This is a genomic window from Streptomyces aquilus, assembly GCF_003955715.1.
Classification (GTDB): domain Bacteria; phylum Actinomycetota; class Actinomycetes; order Streptomycetales; family Streptomycetaceae; genus Streptomyces; species Streptomyces aquilus.
In genome coordinates this window covers 4,070,718-4,089,625 of sequence record NZ_CP034463.1, presented here as the reverse complement: position 1 = coordinate 4,089,625, position 18,908 = coordinate 4,070,718, and the positions used below count along the sequence as shown (strand labels likewise).

General features: G+C 70.4%; 15 protein-coding genes. 10 read left to right on the top strand and 5 right to left on the bottom strand.

The features are described from left to right. Window positions 1-7: 7 nt before the first annotated feature. The 3 genes from iolB to mmsA are packed head-to-tail and all read left to right on the top strand — an operon-like array spanning window position 8 to window position 4,220. Window positions 8-820, top strand: a complete 813-nt coding sequence (iolB, locus tag EJC51_RS18825) for a 5-deoxy-glucuronate isomerase (RefSeq protein WP_126272150.1) — start codon at window positions 8-10, stop codon at window positions 818-820. After that, complete coding sequence (iolD, locus tag EJC51_RS18820; RefSeq protein ID WP_126272149.1) at window positions 817-2,703, top strand: 3D-(3,5/4)-trihydroxycyclohexane-1,2-dione acylhydrolase (decyclizing); 1,887 nt, start codon at window positions 817-819, stop codon at window positions 2,701-2,703. Before iolB ends, iolD begins: the two co-directional genes overlap by 4 nt. A gap of 14 nt (window positions 2,704-2,717) precedes the next feature. Continuing rightward, window positions 2,718-4,220 carry a CoA-acylating methylmalonate-semialdehyde dehydrogenase gene (mmsA, locus tag EJC51_RS18815; protein ID WP_126272148.1) on the top strand — a complete coding sequence of 501 codons (1,503 nt, stop codon included), beginning with the start codon at window positions 2,718-2,720 and terminating at the stop codon, window positions 4,218-4,220. A gap of 52 nt (window positions 4,221-4,272) precedes the next feature. Here the strand turns inward: mmsA and EJC51_RS18810 are convergent, their stop codons facing one another. Further along, window positions 4,273-5,100 (bottom strand): SCO4651 family lipoprotein, encoded by an 828-nt coding sequence (locus tag EJC51_RS18810; protein ID WP_126272147.1) that lies wholly within the window; start codon window positions 5,098-5,100, stop codon window positions 4,273-4,275. Window positions 5,101-5,383: 283 nt separating this feature from the next. Here EJC51_RS18810 and EJC51_RS18805 point away from each other — a divergent pair, with 283 nt between their 5' ends. Continuing rightward, on the top strand, window positions 5,384-6,787 hold the full coding sequence (locus EJC51_RS18805; protein ID WP_126272146.1) for an APC family permease: 1,404 nt from the start codon (window positions 5,384-5,386) through the stop codon (window positions 6,785-6,787). Here the strand turns inward: EJC51_RS18805 and EJC51_RS18800 are convergent. Then, on the bottom strand, window positions 6,784-8,157 hold the full coding sequence (locus tag EJC51_RS18800; RefSeq protein ID WP_126272145.1) for a condensation domain-containing protein: 1,374 nt from the start codon (window positions 8,155-8,157) through the stop codon (window positions 6,784-6,786). The genes EJC51_RS18805 and EJC51_RS18800 overlap by 4 nt on opposite strands. A 224-nt stretch (window positions 8,158-8,381) precedes the next feature. On the opposite strand from EJC51_RS18800, the gene EJC51_RS18795 reads away from it, so the two are divergent. The 4 genes from EJC51_RS18795 (at window position 8,382) to EJC51_RS18780 (ending at window position 15,634) form a co-directional block, all read left to right on the top strand. Further along, window positions 8,382-11,078, top strand: coding sequence for an alpha/beta fold hydrolase (locus tag EJC51_RS18795; RefSeq protein WP_166682880.1), 2,697 nt, complete (start codon window positions 8,382-8,384; stop codon window positions 11,076-11,078). Continuing rightward, the gene (locus tag EJC51_RS18790) at window positions 11,075-11,947 is read left to right on the top strand and encodes an ABC transporter permease (RefSeq protein ID WP_126272144.1); all 873 of its coding nucleotides are present in this window, start codon (window positions 11,075-11,077) and stop codon (window positions 11,945-11,947) included. The genes EJC51_RS18795 and EJC51_RS18790 overlap by 4 nt, the downstream gene beginning before the upstream one ends. A gap of 147 nt (window positions 11,948-12,094) precedes the next feature. Continuing rightward, window positions 12,095-13,615 (top strand): vWA domain-containing protein, encoded by a 1,521-nt coding sequence (locus tag EJC51_RS18785; RefSeq protein ID WP_126272143.1) that lies wholly within the window; start codon window positions 12,095-12,097, stop codon window positions 13,613-13,615. Between the two features lie 93 nt (window positions 13,616-13,708). Next, window positions 13,709-15,634: an AMP-dependent synthetase/ligase gene (locus tag EJC51_RS18780; protein ID WP_126272142.1), complete on the top strand. Its 1,926-nt coding sequence runs from the start codon at window positions 13,709-13,711 to the stop codon at window positions 15,632-15,634. A gap of 67 nt (window positions 15,635-15,701) precedes the next feature. Here EJC51_RS18780 and EJC51_RS18775 read toward each other — a convergent pair whose 3' ends face one another. From EJC51_RS18775 to EJC51_RS18765, 3 genes are all read right to left on the bottom strand, one after another. Continuing rightward, window positions 15,702-16,097 (bottom strand): rodlin, encoded by a 396-nt coding sequence (locus EJC51_RS18775; protein ID WP_126277034.1) that lies wholly within the window; start codon window positions 16,095-16,097, stop codon window positions 15,702-15,704. Between the two features lie 135 nt (window positions 16,098-16,232). Continuing rightward, complete coding sequence (locus tag EJC51_RS18770) at window positions 16,233-17,258, bottom strand: LCP family protein (protein ID WP_126272141.1); 1,026 nt, start codon at window positions 17,256-17,258, stop codon at window positions 16,233-16,235. Between the two features lie 103 nt (window positions 17,259-17,361). After that, window positions 17,362-17,760, bottom strand: a complete 399-nt coding sequence (locus tag EJC51_RS18765; RefSeq protein ID WP_126272140.1) for a rodlin — start codon at window positions 17,758-17,760, stop codon at window positions 17,362-17,364. Window positions 17,761-18,022: 262 nt separating this feature from the next. On the opposite strand from EJC51_RS18765, the gene EJC51_RS18760 reads away from it, so the two are divergent. Both EJC51_RS18760 and chpD read left to right on the top strand, forming a co-directional pair. Next, the gene (locus tag EJC51_RS18760) at window positions 18,023-18,424 is read left to right on the top strand and encodes a rodlin (RefSeq protein WP_126272139.1); all 402 of its coding nucleotides are present in this window, start codon (window positions 18,023-18,025) and stop codon (window positions 18,422-18,424) included. Between the two features lie 248 nt (window positions 18,425-18,672). Next, complete coding sequence (gene chpD / locus EJC51_RS18755) at window positions 18,673-18,900, top strand: chaplin ChpD (RefSeq protein WP_126272138.1); 228 nt, start codon at window positions 18,673-18,675, stop codon at window positions 18,898-18,900. The last annotated feature ends 8 nt before the right edge of the window (window positions 18,901-18,908 follow it).

The following is an 18,908-nucleotide window of genomic DNA, read 5'->3' as shown; positions in this document are numbered from 1 at the left end:
GGGCCGCATGAGTAACGATCTCCACATCCCCAAGGGTTCCTCCACCAACGCCCTGTACACAGTGGACATCGATCCGAAGCGGGCCGGCTGGACGTACTGCGCTCTGCGGATCGTCACGCTGGAGCCTGGTGGCACGCACACCTTCACCACCGGTGACAGCGAGTGGATCGTGCTTCCGCTGGAAGGCGGATGTACCGTACAAACGGAAGAAAAAGAGTTCCAACTCCTGGGCAGGGAAAGCGTGTTCGCGTCGGTCTCCGACTTCGCGTACGTGCCCCGTGACGCCCGGGCAACGATCGCCTCCGGCGCGGGAGGCCGCTTCGCCCTGGCAGGAGCGAAGTGCGAGCGACGACTCCCCGCCCGCTACGGCCCCGCGCCGGAGGTCCCCACCGAGGAACGCGGCAGCGGCAACCGGCTGCGCCACGTCCGCAACTTCGCCTCCGCCGACGCCTTCGACTGCGACAAGCTGATCGCCGTCGAGGTCATCACCCCCGGCGGCAACTGGTCCTCGTACCCGCCCCACAAGCACGACGAGCACCGGCCGGGCGAGGAAGCGGAGTTGGAGGAGATCTACTACTTCGAGATCGACGGCCCGAACGGTTTCGGCTATCAGCGCGTATCCCCTTCCCGTGAGGGCGGATCGGACGTCCTCGCGGAGGTCCGCTCCGGTGACGCCGTCCTCGTCCCCGACGGATGGCACGGCCCGTCGATCGCCCAGCCCGAGCACGCCATGTACTACCTGAACGTCATGGCGGGCCCGGGGGAGACGCGGGAGTGGCGGATCTGCTTCCACCCGGACCACACGGAGGGGTACCGATGACTCCGCCCACCACCCGGCTGACCGTCGCCCAGGCGCTCGTCCGCTTCCTCGCCGCCCAGTACACCGAACGCGACGGCGTACGGCAGCGGCTCATCTCCGCGACCTGGGGCATCTTCGGCCACGGCAACGTGGCCGGGCTCGGCCAGGCGCTAGTCGAGTACGCCGACGACATGCCGTACCACCAGGGCCGCAACGAGCAGTCCATGGTGCACGCGGCGGTCGGCTACGCGAGGCAGTCCAACCGCCTGTCCACGCACGCCGTCACGACCTCCATCGGCCCCGGCGCCACCAACCTGGTCACCGGCGCCGCGCTCGCCACGATCAACCACCTGCCGGTCCTGCTGCTGCCCGGCGACATCTTCGCCACCCGCCCCGCCGACCCGGTCCTCCAGCAGCTGGAGGTCCCCTACGCGGGCGACCTCAGCGTCAACGACTGTCTGCGCCCGGTGTCGAGGTACTTCGACCGCGTCACCCGCCCCGAGGCCCTGATCCCGGCCGCCCTCCAGGCGATGCGGGTCCTCACCGACCCGGTGGAGACGGGCGCGGTCACCCTCGCCCTCCCGCAGGACGTCCAGGCCGAGGCGTACGACTGGCCGGAGGAGTTCTTCGCCGAGCGCACCTGGGTCGTACGACGTCCGGGCGCCGACCCGACCGAACTCGCCGAAGCCGTCACGGCGATCAGGTCGGCCCGCAGGCCCCTGGTCATCGCCGGCGGCGGCGTCCACCACAGCCGCGCCGAGGAGGCCCTCGCCGAGTTCGCCGCGGCGACCGGCATCCCCGTCGCCTCCACCCAGGCCGGCAAGGGCTCGCTGCGCTGGGACCACCCCCAGGACGTCGGCGGCGTCGGCCACACCGGCACCGCGACCGCCAACGAACTCGCCCGCCAGGCCGACCTGGTGATCGGCGTCGGCACCCGCTACACCGACTTCACCACCGCCTCCGGGACGCTCTTCGAGACGCCCGGCGTCCGCTTCCTCAACCTCAACATCGCCCCCGTCGACGGCCACAAGCTCGGCGGACAGCCGCTCGTGGCGGACGCCAGCAGCGGCCTGGCCGAGCTGACCGCGGCCCTGAGGATGCACGACCACCAGGTCACGGAGGCGTACGTCACCGAGTACACCGAGGACAAGCAGCGCTGGGAGTACCGCGTCGACGCCTGCTACGAGGCCGACGAGATAGACGTACGCCCCACCCAGCCCCAGGTCCTCGGCGCCCTGGACGCCCTCGTCGACGAGAGCGACGTCATCATCAACGCCGCCGGCTCCCTCCCCGGCGACCTGCACAAACTGTGGCGGGCCCGGTCCCGGGACCAGTACCACCTGGAGTACGGCTACTCCTGCATGGGGTACGAGATCCCCGCCGCGATCGGCGTGAAGATGGCCGCCCCCGACCGCAACGTCTGGGCGCTCGTCGGCGACGGCACCTACCTGATGATGCCGACCGAGATCGTGACCGCCGTCCAGGAGGGCGTCGCGATCAAGATGCTGCTGATCCAGAACCACGGGTACGCCTCGATCGGCGGCCTGTCGGAGTCGGTGGGCGGCGAGCGGTTCGGCACCGCGTACCGGTACCAGTCGGACGACGGTACCTACACCGGGGCGCCGCTCCCGGTGGACCTGGCCGCCAACGCGGCCAGCCTGGGCATGCGCGTGCTGCGCGCGAAGACCGTGGGTGACCTGCGCGAGGCTCTCGCCCAGGCACGCGCGGCGGACACTCCCACATGTGTCTACGTCGAGACCGAAACGGCAGACACAGTGTCGGGCGCGCCTCCGGCGCAAGCCTGGTGGGATGTACCTGTGGCCGAGACCGCGACCCGACCGTCCGCGGTGAAGGCACGAGAGCTGTACGACCGGCACGTCTCTACCCGACGCCGCCATCTGTGAAGGAGCAACTGGGCATGACGAAGATCGTCAACCACTGGATCGGCGGCAAGACCGTCGAAGGCGCGTCGGGCAACTACGGGCCGGTCACCGACCCGGCGACCGGCGCGGTCACCACGAAGGTCGCGTTCGCGTCGGTCGACGAGGTCGACTCCGCGGTCCAGGCCGCCAAGGACGCGTTCGTGTCCTGGGGCCAGTCCTCGCTGGCCAAGCGCACGGAGATCCTCTTCAAGTTCCGCGCGCTGCTGGACGCCAACCGCGACGCGATCGCCGAGCTGATCACCGCCGAGCACGGCAAGGTGCACTCCGACGCCCTCGGTGAGGTGGCCCGCGGCCTGGAGATCGTGGACCTCGCCTGCGGCATCAACGTGCAGCTGAAGGGCGAGCTGTCGACGCAGGTCGCCAGCCGCGTCGACGTGGCCGCGATCCGCCAGCCGCTCGGTGTCGTCGCCGGCATCACGCCGTTCAACTTCCCGGCGATGGTCCCGATGTGGATGTTCCCGATCGCCATCGCGACCGGCAACACCTTCGTGCTGAAGCCGTCCGAGAAGGACCCGTCGGCCTCCATCAAGATCGCCGAGCTGCTGGCCGAGGCCGGTCTGCCCGACGGCGTCTTCAATGTCGTCCACGGCGACAAGGTGGCCGTCGACCGCCTCCTGGAGCACCCGGACGTCAAGGCCGTCTCCTTCGTCGGCTCGACCCCGATCGCCCGCTACATCCACACCACCGCCTCGGCGAACGGCAAGCGCGTCCAGGCCCTGGGCGGCGCCAAGAACCACATGCTGGTCCTCCCGGACGCCGACCTGGACGCGGCGGCGGACGCGGCCGTGAGCGCCGCCTACGGCTCCGCGGGCGAGCGCTGCATGGCGATCTCCGCGGTCGTGGCGGTGGGCTCGATCGGCGACGAGCTGGTCGACAAGATCCGCGAGCGCGCCGAGAAGATCAAGATCGGCCCCGGCAACGACCCGACCTCCGAGATGGGCCCGCTCATCACCAAGGTCCACCGCGACAAGGTGGCGTCCTACGTCACCGGCGCCGCGGCCGAGGGCTGCGAGGTCGTCCTCGACGGCACCGGCCACACGGTCGAGGGCTTCGAGGACGGCCACTGGATCGGCATCTCGCTCCTCGACAAGGTGCCGACCACCGCGAAGGCCTACCAGGACGAGATCTTCGGCCCCGTCCTGACCGTCCTGCGCGTCGACACGTACGACGAGGGCATCGCGCTCATCAACGCCTCGCCGTTCGGCAACGGCACCGCGATCTTCACCCGGGACGGCGGCGCCGCCCGCCGCTTCCAGCTGGAGGTCGAGGCCGGCATGGTCGGCGTGAACGTCCCGATCCCGGTCCCCGTGGGCTACCACAGCTTCGGCGGCTGGAAGGACTCGCTCTTCGGCGACCACCACATCTACGGCAACGACGGCACCCACTTCTACACCCGCGGCAAGGTCATCACGACCCGCTGGCCGGACCCGGCCGACGGCCCCTCGGGCGTGGACCTGGGCTTCCCGCGCAACCACTGAGTGACGTCCGAGCCCGGGCACCTGAAGGCAGGTGCCCGGGCTCCGGCATGTCCTACTGCCCCTGGGCTTCCTTGAGCGCCTCGGTCATGTCGGCGGTCTCGGCGGCCGGGGGAGCCTTGACGGTGGCGGTGGCACCGAACTTGGTGAAGTCCATGGTGACCTTCATCTTCCCCATCCCCTGCACCAGCCGGACCGGCAGGTCCTTGGCGCCCAGCCAGACGTCCATGGTGATGGTGTCCGCGCCGCCGGTCATCTGGTTGAGCAGGCTGCCGTCGCCGGTGTAGGCCTCCTTGAAGCTGCCCATGTGCTTCTGGTCGATCACGGCCCGGTAGTGGGTGGCCTTCTGGCCGTTGACGGTCTGCGAGCCGAGATCCTCGACGTCGCTCGCGTACTTCAGGCCCTTCAAGGAGGCCGTCGGGTTGCCGCCCGCGTTCATCGAGGCGGCGCCCCGCTCGCCGAACACGGCGGAGGCGTCGACCTTCATCCACTCCTTGCCCTTGAGCGGGCCCGAGGCCTGCGGGTCGACGTCGTAGTAGTAGACGCCGTCGACGAGCAGGCAGTGGATCTTCGGGTCGTCCTGCACGGCCTGCATCTGCGCCGCGGCGGTGTCCATGTGCACGTCGTAGGCCATGCCGTCGCCCCACGAGTACGTGCCGTCCATCGCGATCGGCGTGCCGGTCCCGAGGTCGGTCGACACCTTCACCTCGGCCGACCCGAGCTGCTCGGTCCGGTCCGTGGCCCGGGCGAGCGCCGCCATGATCGCGTCGGTCTTGTCGACCGCCTCGGCCGCCTGCTTCACGGAGTCCGCGCCACAGGCCGACGTGGCCACCAGCGCGGCTGCCGTGAACCCCACCCAGGCAGCCGTGTGCTTCACCTTCATGTCCCCACCCAAAGCTGTGTCATACGTCTGTGTGTTCTGTGAACGAAGACTCTAACGGGACACACTGACACGTCCGTATGCCGGACGTCGGCAGTTTTTTCACCCCCTTCGCTGCGGTTCCCGCACCCGGCGAGCAAACGGAATCCCGGCCTTGATTCGCCGAATACGTGATCAAAGACCGTCTGGATCTACGGATTCCGCACTTGGAGACCCATTGACGTAATGGTTTCCGTCGGGATTCCATGCAGCGCAATCTGCTGCACGAGTCGATCGGAACCGCCGTATGACCGACACGCTCCGCCCGCCCGCGACCATCGCCCCCGAGGCCTCGGACAGCCCCCGGAAGCTCAAGCGCTCGATCGGCATCGTCGGCGGCACCCTCCTCACGCTCTCCTGCGTGACCCCCGCCTCCACGCTCTTCGTGGTCGTCCCCGACCTCTTCGGCTCCCTCGGCACCGCGACCGCCCTCACGATCGCGATCGGCTCCCTCCTCTGTATCGCCGTGGCGTTCTGCTACTCCGAGCTCGGCACCCTCATCCCCAGCGCGGGCGGCGAGTACGCCATGGTCTCGACGATGGCCGGCCGCCTGGCGGGCTGGCTCGTCTTCGTCCTCTCGCTCCTGGTCGTGATGATCGTGCCGCCGGTGATCGCGATGGGCACGGCGGACTACCTGGCCCCGGTGATCCACCTGGACCCGTCCCTCGCAGGCGCGGGCGTGATGCTCCTCGCGACCCTCGCCGGCCTCCTCGACCTGCGCGCCAACGCCTGGATCACCGGCGTCTTCCTGGTCCTGGAGGTCATCGCGGCGGCGGTCGTCGCGGTGCTGGGCTTCGCGCACGCCGAGCGCGGCGCCGGCAGCCTGGTGTCGATGCAGGTGGCGGGGTCGAACGGCCACACGGACACGGTGACGGCCATGCTGGTCGTCTCCGGCCTGGCGATCGCCCTCTTCGTCACCCAGGGCTTCTCGACGGCCGTCTACCTCTCCGAGGAACTGGAGAACCCGCGCCGCAACGTCGCCCGCACGGTCCTGGCCACCCTCGCCATCTCCTCGGTGATCATCCTGGTCCCGGTGGTGGCGATCACCCTCGGCGCGAGCGACCTGTCGGAGCTGACCGGCGGCGACATCAGCGCGATGGTCACGGCCTGGTCCAACTCGGCGGTCGGCACCTTCGTCAGCCTCTGCGTGGCCCTCGCGATCATCAACGCGGGCATCGTCATGGTCATCCAGAACTCCCGCGTCCTGTTCGCCTCGGCCCGCGACAAGGCCTGGCCCCAGCCGGTCAACAACGTCTTCTCCAAGCTCGGCCGCTTCGGCTCCCCCTGGGTCGCCACCCTCGCCGTCGGCATCCCCGGCGCCGCCCTCTGCTTCGTCAACCTGGACACCCTGTACGGCGTGACGGGCGTCTCGGTGACCGGCATGTACCTCCTGGTCGCGGTGGCCGCCCTGCTGGCCCGCCGGGGCGCCCACCGGCACACCGCGGCCTGGCGGATGCCCCTGTGGCCCGCGATGCCGGTCCTGCTGATCGCAGTCCTGGCGTACATCCTCAGCGAGCAGGAGACGCAGTACCTGCTGTGGACGGGCGGCATCACGGCGGCGGCGACGCTCTACTGGGCCCTGTACCTCCGCCCGCGCAAGGACACCCGCTGGCTGGTGGAGATCCCCGAGGACGAACGCGCCCAGGCCTAGGCCGGGCCGCCCGCCGCCGCCATCAACGCGCGCAGCCTCTCCACGTACAACCGCATGTTCTTGTACGCCACGTCCGTGTCCGGGTACCGGCAGGCGAACCACACCCCGTCGGGCAGCCGGTTCAGCCACACGCACACCTGGTCCCCGTACGACACCCGGATCAGCCCGTACGCCGACAGCGCGTCCCACCGCTCGGCCCCCGGCAGGGCGCGCGCGTCGGTGAACGACACGATGGAGTACAGGTCGGGCGAGGTGGGCCGGAAGTCGGTGCCCAGCAGGCGCAGCATCCGGGCCAGCGGCATCCGGGACAGCGGCCGGGCGGCCTGCAACTGCGCGCGGACGGCGGGCAGCGCGCTCGGGAAGTCCGCGGGCACCGGCACCTCGATCGGCGCCCCGCCGACGTACCAGCCCACCGAGTCGGACCACTGCGACTTCACCCGGGTGTGGAAGGGCACCACCGTCCGGTAGACGGAGGCACCCCCGATCTCCCCGGCGATCAGCGCGGTGGCGGCGAGCACCCCGACCAGGCTCCCGCCGTACGGCCGGCAGTACGCCTCGAAGGCGGCCGCCTCCCCGGGACCCACGAGCATCTCGCACATCATCTTCTGCTCGGGCAGCGGACCACCCGGCTCCACCCCGAGGTCCAGGGGGAACGTCGGCAGCGTCCCGTCGCACCGCCGGATGAACTCCCGCCAGCGCGCCACGGCCTCGTGGTCCTCGTCGATGCGGTCCGCGTCGGCCCGCTCGATCCGGCAGAAGTCGATGTAACTGCTCACCGGCGCCTCGTCGGCCGTGCCACGGCCCGCGTACAACTCGTGGATCTCCGACGGGATCCGATAGATCGAGTACGCGTCGACGTTGCTGTGGTCGAACGCCATGTACACACTCGCCGAGTCCTCCCGGAGGACCGCCGCGTACATGAGGTTCGGCCAGCGCAGCGCGTCCGCGGTGACGTCGAAGCGGTCCTGGAGGTGCCGTACCAGAGCGGTCGCGTCCGTGAACTCCCCGGCGTCCTCCCGGTGCAGGGACACGTCCCCGGCGTCCAGCGTGAACCGCCGCAGCGCGTCCCCGTCCGGCCGGAACCCGCTGCGCAGCGTCTCGTGCCGCAGCGTCCACGCGCGCAGGGCCTCCTCCAGCGCGCCGAGGTCGACCGGCCCCGGGATGTCGAAGGCGGCGCCGAGCCAGGTCGGGACGAAGAGACCGTCCTCGCGGACCGTGCGGGCGGTCCTGATGTGCGACTCCTGGATGTACGCCGGTGGCCGGGTGTCCTCCGGCAGCCCCCGTGCCGCGGCCACGGTCGCCGGACTGAGCGTCCACTCGACGAGCCGTCCGGGCCGGATGTCGCAGCGCTGGATGTCGGTGATACGCACGAGGGCGTCTCCATTCGCAAAGGGGCGGACCCTCAAGCGAATCCGGCGCTTGCCACGGACACGCTGACTTTCCCGGCTTTTCAATGCATCGGGTGGCACCTCGAACACTGTTCCTCGTACTTCGGGCGCGGTATGCGCGAGGACCCGTGTACACCCCTGGGAGGTCGGACGGTTCGGCCTGTGGTCGACAACTCCCCGACAGCTTCAGCCCGTACCGTTGAAGCATGGATCTTCGACTGCGAGGGCTGCTGCGGCGGCCCCGGCGACTGCTGGCCGCCGGGGCCGCCGTCGTCGTACTCGCGGGGGCCGGTACCTGGACGGCGGTCGCCGACGACGACCCGTCCCCGGTGCGCGCCACCGACCAGGTCATGGCGGTGAACGGCGTCCGCATAGACACCTCGTACTTCGTCTCGGGGGGCTCCGGGCGCCGCCCGGCCGTCCTGCTGGGCCACGGCTTCGGCGGCTCCAAGGACGACGTGCGCCCACAGGCCGAGGCCCTCGCCCGGGACGGCTACGCGGTCCTCACCTGGTCGGCGAGAGGCTTCGGCAGGTCCACGGGCAAGGTGGGCCTCAACGACCCCGACGCCGAGGTCGCCGACGTCTCGAAGCTCATCGACTGGCTGGCACGGCAGCCCCAGGTCCAGCTCGACAAGAAGGGCGACCCCCGCGTCGGCATGGCGGGCGCCTCCTACGGCGGAGCCATCGCCCTCCTCACCGCGGGCCACGACGCCCGCGTCGACGCCATCGCCCCCGCGATCACCTACTGGAACCTCTCGGACGCCCTGTTCCCGAACGGCGTCTTCAAGAAGCTCTGGGCCGGCATCTTCGTGAACACGGGCGGCGGCTGCGACAAGTTCGAACCGAAGATCTGCGCGATGTACGACCGGGTCGCGGAGTCCGGAACCCCGGACGCCGCCGCCGAACAGATGCTCACCGAACGCTCCCCCTCCGCGGTCGGCGACAGGATCAAGGTCCCCACCCTGCTCTTCCAGGGCCAGACCGACTCCCTCTTCACGCTCGACCAGGCCGACGCCGCCGCGAAGGCGATCAAGGCCAACGGCGCCCCCGTCGACGTCGACTGGATCGCCGGCGGCCATGACGGCGGCGACATGGAGACGAGCCGCGTCCAGGCCCGCGTCGAGTCCTGGTTCGACCGCTACCTCAAGAAGGACACCGGCGTCGACACCGGCCCCGCCTTCCGCGTCACCCGCACCGGAGGCGTCGACTCCACCGACGGCGCCGCCCAGCTCAGGGGCGCGACCTCCGACACCTACCCAGGCCTGAACAGCGGCGACCGCGCCTTCGCCCTGACCGGCCGCGAGGAACAGCGGGTCACCAACCCGGCCGGCGCCAACCCGCCCGGCGTCTCCGCCCTCCCCGGCCTCGGGAGCGCGGGCGGCCTCGCCCAGCTCTCCTCCCTCGGCGTCGGCGTCTCCCTGGACTTCCCGGGCCAGTACGCCCAGTTCGAGTCCGCGCCGGTCACCGACGACCTCCGCATCACCGGCGCCCCGACGGCCACGGTCCATGTGAAGTCCACGTCCGACGACGCCGTGCTCTTCGCCAAGCTGTACGACGTCGGCCCCGGCGGCACCCGACAGGTACTGCCCTCCCAGCTGGTGACCCCCCTGCGCGTCGAGGGCGCCAAGTCCGGCAAGGACGTGACCGTCACCCTCCCGGCGATCGACCACAAGATCGAGAACGGCCACCGGCTCCGCCTGGTCCTCGCCTCCACGGACCTCGGCTACGCCTCCCCGGCGGCCCCGGCGACGTACACGGTCTCCCTGAAGGGCGACCTGACGGTCCCGACCGCCCCCGGCGTGGAGACCGCCGCCGCCCCGCTGCCCTCCTGGGTGTGGTGGCTGCCGCTCGCGGGCGCGATCGTCGCCCTCGCCCTGCTGCTGACGGCCCGGCGCCGCACCGCGATGCCCGCCCCGGACCCGGAGCTGGCCGAAGTGCCGCTCCAGATCACGGACTTGAGCAAGAAGTACCCGGGCAGCGACCGCTACAGCGTCCGCGACCTCACCTTCCGCGTCGAGAAGGGCCAGGTCCTGGGCCTCCTCGGCCCGAACGGCGCCGGCAAGACCACATCGCTGCGCATGCTGATGGGCCTGATCAAGCCGGACGGCGGCGAGATCCGCGTCTTCGGCCACGCCATCCGCCCGGGCGCCCCGGTCCTCTCCCGGGTCGGCGCCTTCGTCGAGGGCGCGGGCTTCCTGCCGCACCTGTCCGGCCGGGAGAACCTGGAGCTGTACTGGGCGGCGACCGGCCGCCCACCCGAGGACGCCCACCTGGACGAGGCGTTGGAGATCGCCGGCCTCGGCGACGCGCTGGCCCGCGCGGTCCGCACCTACTCGCAGGGCATGCGCCAGCGCCTCGCCATCGCCCAGGCCATGCTCGGCCTCCCGGACCTCCTGATCCTCGACGAGCCGACCAACGGCCTGGATCCGCCACAGATCCGCGAGATGCGCGAGGTGATGATCCGCTACGCGGCCGCCGGACGCACGGTCATCGTCTCCAGTCACCTCCTGGCAGAGGTCGAACAGACCTGCACCCACCTGGTGGTGATGGACCGCGGCCGACTGGTCCAGGCGGGCCCGGTGTCCGAGATCATCGGCGCGGGCGACACGCTGCTGGTGGGCTTGGCGGCAGACATCACGGACCCGCTGCTGGAAAAGGTGGCGGCGCTACCGCAGGTCGAGACGGCGACAAGAACAGACGGCGCCCTTTTGATTCGCCTGGCGGTGACGCCCCTCAGGGGCGCGGGGAACTGCGCGACCAGCCCCAACGAACCCGCAGCCGAACGCACCACCGCTGCTGCCCTTCTCGTAGACCTGGTCCGCCTAGAAGTACCGGTCGCCTCACTGGGCCCCCACCGCCGCCTGGAGGACGCCTTCCTCACCCTGATCGGAGGCTCAGCATGAGCACAAGCACAAGCACGCGCACGCTCACCGAAACCGCCTCCGGCTACCAGCCCCGCCACACCCTCCCCCTCCGCGTAGAGCTGGTCCGCCAGCTCAAACGCCGCCGCACGATGGTGATGTTCGGCATCCTCGCCGCGCTCCCCTTCGTCCTGCTGATCGCGTTCGCGATCGGCGGCGAGCCCGGCGGCCGCAACAACACCGTCTCCCTGATGGACACGGCGACCGCGTCCGGCGCCAACTTCGCCGCCGTCAACCTGTTCGTGTCCGCGGGCTTCCTGCTGGTCATCCCGGTCGCCCTGTTCTGCGGCGACACGGTCGCGTCGGAGGCCGGCTGGTCCTCCCTGCGCTATCTGCTGGCCGCGCCCGTGCCCAGGGCCCGCCTCCTGTGGTCCAAGCTGATGGTCGGCCTCGGCCTGAGCCTGGCCGCGATGATCCTGCTGCCGGTCGTGGCGCTGGCCGTGGGCACGGCCGCGTACGGCTGGGGCCCGCTGGAGATCCCGACGGGCGGTTCTCTCTCGCCCGGCACCGCCGCCGGACGGCTCGTGATCGTCGTCGCGTTCATCTTCGTGTCCCAACTGGTCACCGCGGGACTGGCGTTCTGGCTCTCCACCCGCACCGACGCCCCGCTCGGCGCGGTCGGCGGCGCGGTGGGCCTGACGATCGTCGGCAACGTCCTGGACGCGGTGACCGCCCTCGGCGACTGGCGTGACTTCCTGCCCGCGCACTGGCAGTTCGCGTGGGCGGACGCCGTTCAGCCCAGCATGGAGTGGTCCGGCATGATCCAGGGCGCCGCGGTCTCGGTAACGTACGCCCTCGTGCTGTTCGCGCTGGCCTTCCGCGGTTTCGCCCGCAAGGACGTGGTCTCCTAGGTCAACGGAAGATCGCATACCGGTCTCAACGGCCCTGCTCCGTGCCCTCTTCGAGACCCTTCCGCAACGCTCCGTAGCGCACGTTCCGGCCCCCTGGCCCGTCACAGTCACAGAAGTCGACGTCAACGGACCAAGGGGGCACGGAAGATGAAGCGGTATCGAATACGACGCCTGCGCGGGGCGTTGCTCGCGGTGACCGCCGCGAGCGGCCTGCTGCTGACGGGTTGCAGCGGGGCGGGCGACGGCGGCAGCAACAAGGCCTCGGACAGCTCGCGCAGGGGACACGCCCCCGCACCCGGGGGCGAGCAGCAAAGCAGCCCGGACGACTCCCGCGAGGCGGCCCCCTCACCCGACTACCTCTCCACCTTCGCCCTCGACGTCGACACCGCCTCCTACGGCTACGCCCGCCGCACCCTCGCCGACGGCCGGCTGCCCGACCCGTCGACGGTCCGGCCGGAGGAGTTCGTCAACAGCTTCCGCCAGGACTACGACCGCCCCGACGGCAACGGCTTCACGGTCACCGTCGACGGCGCCCGCACCACCGAGGACGACTGGTCCCTGGTCCGCGTCGGCCTCGCCACCCGCGGCGCCGGAGACGCCGACGACCGCCCGCCCGCCGCGCTCACGTTCGTCATCGACATCTCCGGCTCGATGGGCGAACCGGGCCGCTTGGACCTGGCCAAGGACTCCCTCGACACGATGACGGACCAGCTCCGCGACGACGACTCCGTCGCGATCGTCACCTTCAGTGACGAGGCCGAGCGGGTCCTGCCGATGACCCGTCTCGACGGCCACCGCGACGACGTCCACGACGCGATCGACAGCCTGGAGCCCACCGACTCGACCAACCTCGGCGCGGGCGTCGAGACCGGTTACGAGACCGCCGAGGACGGCCTGCGCGACGGCGCCACCAACCGCGTCGTCCTGATCTCCGACGCCCTCGCCAACACCGGCGACACCGACTCCGAGACCATCCTCGAACGCATCGCGAGCGAACGCCGCGAACACGGCATCACCCTCTTCGGCGTCGGCGTCGGCAGCGACTACGGCGACGAGCTGATGGAGGAGCTCGCCGACAAGGGCGACGGCCACACCGCGTACGTCTCCGACGAGGAGGGCGCCCGCAAGGTCTTCGTCGAGCAGCTCCCGCGGAACATCGACCTGACCGCCCGCGACGCCAAGGCCCAGGTCGCCTTCGACCCGGAGACGGTCCAGGAGTTCCGCCTGATCGGCTACGACGACCGCAGGGTCGCCGACGACGACTTCCGCGACGACAGCGTCGACGGCGGCGAGGTCGGCCCCGGCCACACCGTCACCGCCCTCTACGCGGTCCGCACCAAGGAGGGCGCCGACGGCCACCTCGCCACGGCGAGCGTCCGCTGGCTCGACCCCGAGACCCGCGATCCCCACGAGGAGTCCGGTCAGTTGGAGACCGACGCCCTGGACACCTCGGTCCAGCGGGCCAGCACCCGCTTCCAAGTCACCACCCTGGCCGCCTACTTCGCCGACACCCTCCGCTCCACCGACGGCGACCGCACCTCCCTGCCGGGCTGCCCCTCCCTGTCCGAACTGAGCGAACAGGCCAGGCACTTGGCGCGCTCCACGGAGGACGAGGACGTGTCACACCTGGCCGACGCGATCGGCGAGGCCCAGCGCCTCCGCGACTGACTCGCACATCAGTCCAGGTGCTGCCGGCCCCATTGACCTTTCCTTACGCGTGAGTAAGTTGACGTCCCAGTCAGCGCCGACCGGGGAGCCGTCATGGGCGTACGCAAGGATCTGAAGCGGGCGAAACAGCGCACCGACCTGGCGAACCGCACCGAGGTCGAGATCGTCAGGGACGACCGGGGAGTGGTCCGCGAGGCCCGCACCGCCCCCCTCGCGCCGCCCGCCCCGACCGGCAGCACCGCCGACATCCCGTTCACCAACGCGGCCGAGGCCCCCGACGCGGTGGTCCTGCGCCGCAAGCAGGGCGCCACCTGGCAGCCCGTCACGGCCGCCGCGTTCGCCCACGAAGTCACGGCCGTGGCCAGGGGGTTGATCGCGGCGGGCCTCGAACCGGGCGGCCGGGTCGCGGTGATGTCCCGCACCCGCTACGAATGGACGGTCCTGGACTTCGCGATCTGGGCGGCGGGCGGCCAGAGCGTCCCGATCTACGCCACCTCCTCGGCGGAGCAGGTGGAGTGGATCGTCCGCGACTCGGGCGCCCGCCACGTCATCACGGAGACCGCGGAGAACGCCGACACGGTGACGACCGGCACCGCCCGCCACCAAGGCCCGCCACGTATCTGGCGGTTGGAGGCCCAGGGCCTGGCCGAACTCGAGGAACTCGGCCGCGACCTCCCCGACGAGGAGGTCACCAAGCGCCGCACGAGCCTGACCCCCGACACCGTGGCGACGATCTGCTACACCTCCGGCACCACCGGAAAACCCAAGGGCTGCGTCCTCACCCACGCCAACCTGTACGCCGAGGCCGCCAACACCGTCGAGCTGCTGCACCCCATCTTCAAGGAGGTCACCCGCCAGATCGCCTCCACCCTGCTCTTCCTCCCGCTGGCCCACATCCTCGGCCGCACCCTCCAGATCGCCTGTCTGATGGCCCGTATCGAGATCGGCCACTGCCCGAGCATCAAGCCCGACGAACTCCGGCCCGCCCTCAAGGAGTTCCGCCCCACCTTCGTCGTCGGCGTCCCGTACCTCTTCGAGAAGATCCACGACACCGGCCGCGCCACCGCCGAGAAGATGGGCCGCGCCGCCTCCTTCGACCGCGCCGACCGCGTCGCCGTCCGCTTCGGCCGGCGCTACCTGGAGAAGTTCCTCGGCCACGGCAAGGGCCCGGGCCCCGGCCTCTACGCCGCCTGGGCCCTGTACGACCTGCTGGTCTACCGCCGGGTCCGCAAGGAACTCGGCGGCCGCATGCGCTACGCCATCAGCGGCGGCTCCCCGCTCGACCGCGACCTCAACCTGTTCTTCTACGCCGCCGGGATCATCGTCTACGAGGGCTACGGCCTGACCGAGACGAGCGCGGCCGCCACGATCGTCCCGCCCCTGCGCCCCCGCCCCGGCACGGTCGGCATCCCGGTCCCCGGCACCGCGGTACGCATCGCCGACGACGGCGAGGTGCTGATCAAAGGCGGCATCGTCTTCGGCGCGTACTGGAACAACCCGGCCGCCACCGACGCCGTGCTCCAGGACGACTGGTTCGCCACCGGCGACCTCGGCTCCCTCGACGCGGACGGCTATCTCACCATCACCGGCCGCAAGAAGGACATCCTCGTCACCTCCGGCGGCAAGAACGTCTCCCCGGCCGTCCTGGAGGACCGGCTGCGCAGCCGGTCACCGGTCGGCCAGTGCCTCGTCGTCGGCGACAACCGCCCCTTCGTCGCCGCCCTGATCACCCTCGACCCCGAGGCGGTCGCCCACTGGCTGGCCGTCCGCAAACGCCCCGCCGACACCCCGCTGTCCGAACTCGTCCGCGACCCCGCCCTGCGCGCGGCCGTCCAGAAGGCCGTGGACCACGCCAACGAGGCCGTCTCGCGCGCCGAGTCGATCCGCGCCTTCACCCTGGTCGAGGGCGAGTTCACCGAGGACAACGGCCTGCTCACACCGTCCCTGAAGGTCAAGCGGCACGCGGTCCTCGCGGCCTACGCCGAGGAGATCGAGGCGCTCTACCGCAAGGAGACATAGCCCCCGCACAGCCGAACGGCGGGCCACCGGAGGAACCGGTGACCCGCCGTGGCGGGAGATCCGAGGATCAGCCGTTGCCCTGGCCGTTGCCGGAGAGGGCCGAGATGTCGTCCAGGATGTGCGACAGCGGCTCGTCACCCTTGGCCTGGGTGGAGTTCTCGACACACTGCTGGTTCTGCGGCGCCGACAGGATCGGAACGTCCTGGAGCACACCGACGGCGGCGACGCCGACGAGACCCTGGAGGTTCAGCTTCGCCGGCAGGCCGACACAGGGCTTGTTCAGCGAACCCTGGACCAGCGAGAGCTGCGGGCTCATGTCGCCGAAGGTCGCCGAGTTGCCGAACTCCTGCGAGGCGCCGTTGCCGCTGGCGGACGTGGTGCCGTCGTCACCGATGGCCATGGCGGGGGAGCCGGCGCCGACAACGGTGGCGGCGATAGCCGCGGTTGCCCACAGCTTCTTCATGTTCATTCCCTTCGAGAAGCGGACTCCGGTGAGGAGCTGCGTGATCGTCAACGGGCGCACCCCGGCCGGGGTTGCGCTCTTTGCCCCGATTGGCCCAGCGCGTGTCCGGGCCGTCCGGGCGCCCCCGCCACGCGCTCACCCGCAGGTGAACCGGCTGCCCCGCACCGGGGCGTAACCCATCAGCCCGGGCGGGTCCTTGGGCTTGGGGTCGGCGTCGGCCTTCAGCAGCGGCCGGTCGGCGCGCAGCTTGGCGAACATCGCGTCCGCGCGCTTGCGGTCCCAGGCCAGCGTCGAGCCGACGTCCGGCCGGGTCGGGTTGAACCCGGCGATCGGCACGGTCGTGAACTCGATGGCCCGCGCGGGCACCTTGTCCAGCGCCGCCGCCAGCTGCACCAGCTCACCCGCCGCGAAGCCCTGCTCCACCTTCCCGGACCCGAGCAGCGTGTCCACCACCCGCGCCATGCCCACCGGGTCGGTCAGCGCCTTCTTCGCCTTCAGCCCGCGCAGGGCGTTCACCAGGAACCGCTGCTGGCGCTGGATCCGCCCGAGGTCGGCACTGCGGTCGACGTGCCGGGAGCGCACGTACTGCAACGCCGGCCCGCCCTTCAGACGGTGCGTGCCGGGCTTGAGGTGCAGCTTCGTGGCCGAGTCCCGCAACGTCCGCGAGGTGCACACCTCCACCCCGTCGACCGCGTTCACGGCGTCGATGAAACGCCGGAAGTCCACCTGGATGTACCGGTCGATCCGCACCCCGGACATCGACTCGACCGTGTTCACGGTGAGCGCGGGACCGCCCTCGGCGTACGCGCCGTTGATCTTCGAGGGATGCGGTTTGTGCTCCTTGCCGCTGTCGGAGTCGCGGTACGGCGGGATGTCCGCGTAGGAGTCACGCGGCATGCTCACCACGCTGACCCGGTCACGGTGCGCGGAGACGTGCACCAGCATCAGTACGTCGGTGCAGTTGCAGGCGATGCCGCCGGCGTGGAACTCGCGCTTCTCGGCGGCGGTGATGGTGTCCCGGCCGTCCGTGCCCATCAGCACGATGTTGAGGGGGCGGGGAGCCTGCCGTTCGGGGAAGGCGGCACCGCCGAGCAGGGACGAGCCGGCGGCGAGGACGAGTACGGGGATGGCCAGGGAAGAAAGGGTTCTCTTCGTCGTCACGCGACGCACGCTAAAACAGCGGGCCGCCGGGAAACCGGCGGCCCGCTGACGGGGGCTCAGATTGCAGCCCCAAGGCTCAGAGGACGGAGCCCCTGGGGACGGCTCAGTGGTTGCCCGTGCCGTTGCCCGCCAGGACGGAGATGTCGTCCAGGATGTGCGACAGCGGCTCGTCGCCCTTGGCCTGCGTGGAGTTCTCGACACACTGCTGGTTCTGCGGGGCCGACAGGATCGGCACGTCCTGCAGAACGCCGACGGCGGCGAGGCCGACGATGCCCTGGAGGTTCGCCTTGGCCGGCAGGCCGATGCAGGGCTTGTTGAACGAGCCCTGGATGAGCGCCATCTGCGGGCTCATGTTGCCGTACGTGGCCGAGTTGCCGAACGACTGGTGCGCACCGTTGCCGCTGGCGGAGGTGGTGCCGTCGTTCCCGATGGCCATGGCGGGGGAGGCGACACCGACGACGGAAGCGGCGACCGCGGCGGAAGCCAGAACCTTCTTGATCACTTGCTAGTCCCTTCTGAAGAAACCCCGTCCACCGGAGCGCTCTGGTCAACTGCCCGGGACCCGCTTGGTTCCTGGCATTCACTCCGATGGCCCACAAAGGAGGCGGGCGGAACCCGATATCGGGGCGGTCGGACCTTTCCGTGAATTCGCCGTGCGTACGCGGCCCGATCGGGTGAAGCCTCGCAACCATTCCCCGTGCAGGGGGTTGATGCGGAAGCAGGAGCATGCGTCGTGGTGATGCACGCCAGGAAAGGAAACCCAAATGCTGAAGAAGGCAATGGCCGCTGCGGCGGTCGCCGCCTCCGTCGTCGGTGCGGCCTCCCCGGCCATGGCCATCGGGAACGACGGCACCACCTCGGCCAGCGGCAACGAGGCCCACTCGAAGTTCGGCAACTCGATCACCAAGGGCAACATGAGCCCCCAGGCCACGCTGGTCCAGGGCACCGCCAACAAGCTCTGCCTCGGCGTGCCGGTGAAGGGCAACGCCCAGGCCATCGTGGGTCTCATCGCCGCCGTCGGTGTCGCCCAGGACATCCCGGTCCTGTCGGCCGCGCAGAACCAGCAGTGCGCCGACAACTCCACCCAGGCCAAGGGTGACGAGCCGGTGTCGCACATCCTGGACGACATCTCCGTCCTGGCGGGCAACGGCATGGGCAACCACTGATCCCTCCGCTCGCAAGAGCTCGGATCTGAACGGCTCGGGCCGCCTGAATTCCCCGCGGGCTGCCCGGGCCTTTTTCCGCCACTCAGGCGAAGCGTTTCTCCTCTTATGGGGGGCCGGTGTCAATTCTGTGAAGGCGTTCGGGTGAATTACCAGGCGCCACACGTTCCGTAGTTTCCCTGGATGTCTATCCCTCGTTTACAGCCTGCAGGTCACGTCATTGGGGCATGACCGCAGAGAAGGGATAGCTCATGAAGAAGACCGCTGCTGTCGTCGCGGGCGCGATCATGGCCCTGGGTATGGCCGCCCCCGCATTCGCCGACGCGGGCGCCGAGGGTGCCGCCATCGGTTCGCCGGGCGTTCTCTCGGGCAACGTGGTCCAGGTCCCGATCCACGTGCCGGTCAACGTGTGCGGCAACACGATCGACATCATCGCCCTGCTGAACCCCGCGTTCGGCAACACCTGCGTCAACGACTGACGTCGTAG

What these genes read in the sequence shown, in the direction of transcription:
- EJC51_RS18785 (WP_126272143.1), top strand. Translation starts at nt 12,095, where the DNA reads ATGAAGCGGTATCGAATACGACGCCTGCGCGGGGCGTTGCTCGCGGTG.
- EJC51_RS18810 (WP_126272147.1), bottom strand. Translation starts at nt 5,100, where the DNA reads ATGAAGGTGAAGCACACGGCTGCCTGGGTGGGGTTCACGGCAGCCGCG.
- mmsA (WP_126272148.1), top strand. Translation starts at nt 2,718, where the DNA reads ATGACGAAGATCGTCAACCACTGGATCGGCGGCAAGACCGTCGAAGGC.
- EJC51_RS18795 (WP_166682880.1), top strand. Translation starts at nt 8,382, where the DNA reads ATGGATCTTCGACTGCGAGGGCTGCTGCGGCGGCCCCGGCGACTGCTG.
- iolD (WP_126272149.1), top strand. Translation starts at nt 817, where the DNA reads ATGACTCCGCCCACCACCCGGCTGACCGTCGCCCAGGCGCTCGTCCGC.
- EJC51_RS18805 (WP_126272146.1), top strand. Translation starts at nt 5,384, where the DNA reads ATGACCGACACGCTCCGCCCGCCCGCGACCATCGCCCCCGAGGCCTCG.
- EJC51_RS18760 (WP_126272139.1), top strand. Translation starts at nt 18,023, where the DNA reads ATGCTGAAGAAGGCAATGGCCGCTGCGGCGGTCGCCGCCTCCGTCGTC.
- EJC51_RS18790 (WP_126272144.1), top strand. Translation starts at nt 11,075, where the DNA reads ATGAGCACAAGCACAAGCACGCGCACGCTCACCGAAACCGCCTCCGGC.
- EJC51_RS18780 (WP_126272142.1), top strand. Translation starts at nt 13,709, where the DNA reads ATGGGCGTACGCAAGGATCTGAAGCGGGCGAAACAGCGCACCGACCTG.
- iolB (WP_126272150.1), top strand. Translation starts at nt 8, where the DNA reads ATGAGTAACGATCTCCACATCCCCAAGGGTTCCTCCACCAACGCCCTG.
- chpD (WP_126272138.1), top strand. Translation starts at nt 18,673, where the DNA reads ATGAAGAAGACCGCTGCTGTCGTCGCGGGCGCGATCATGGCCCTGGGT.
- EJC51_RS18775 (WP_126277034.1), bottom strand. Translation starts at nt 16,097, where the DNA reads ATGAAGAAGCTGTGGGCAACCGCGGCTATCGCCGCCACCGTTGTCGGC.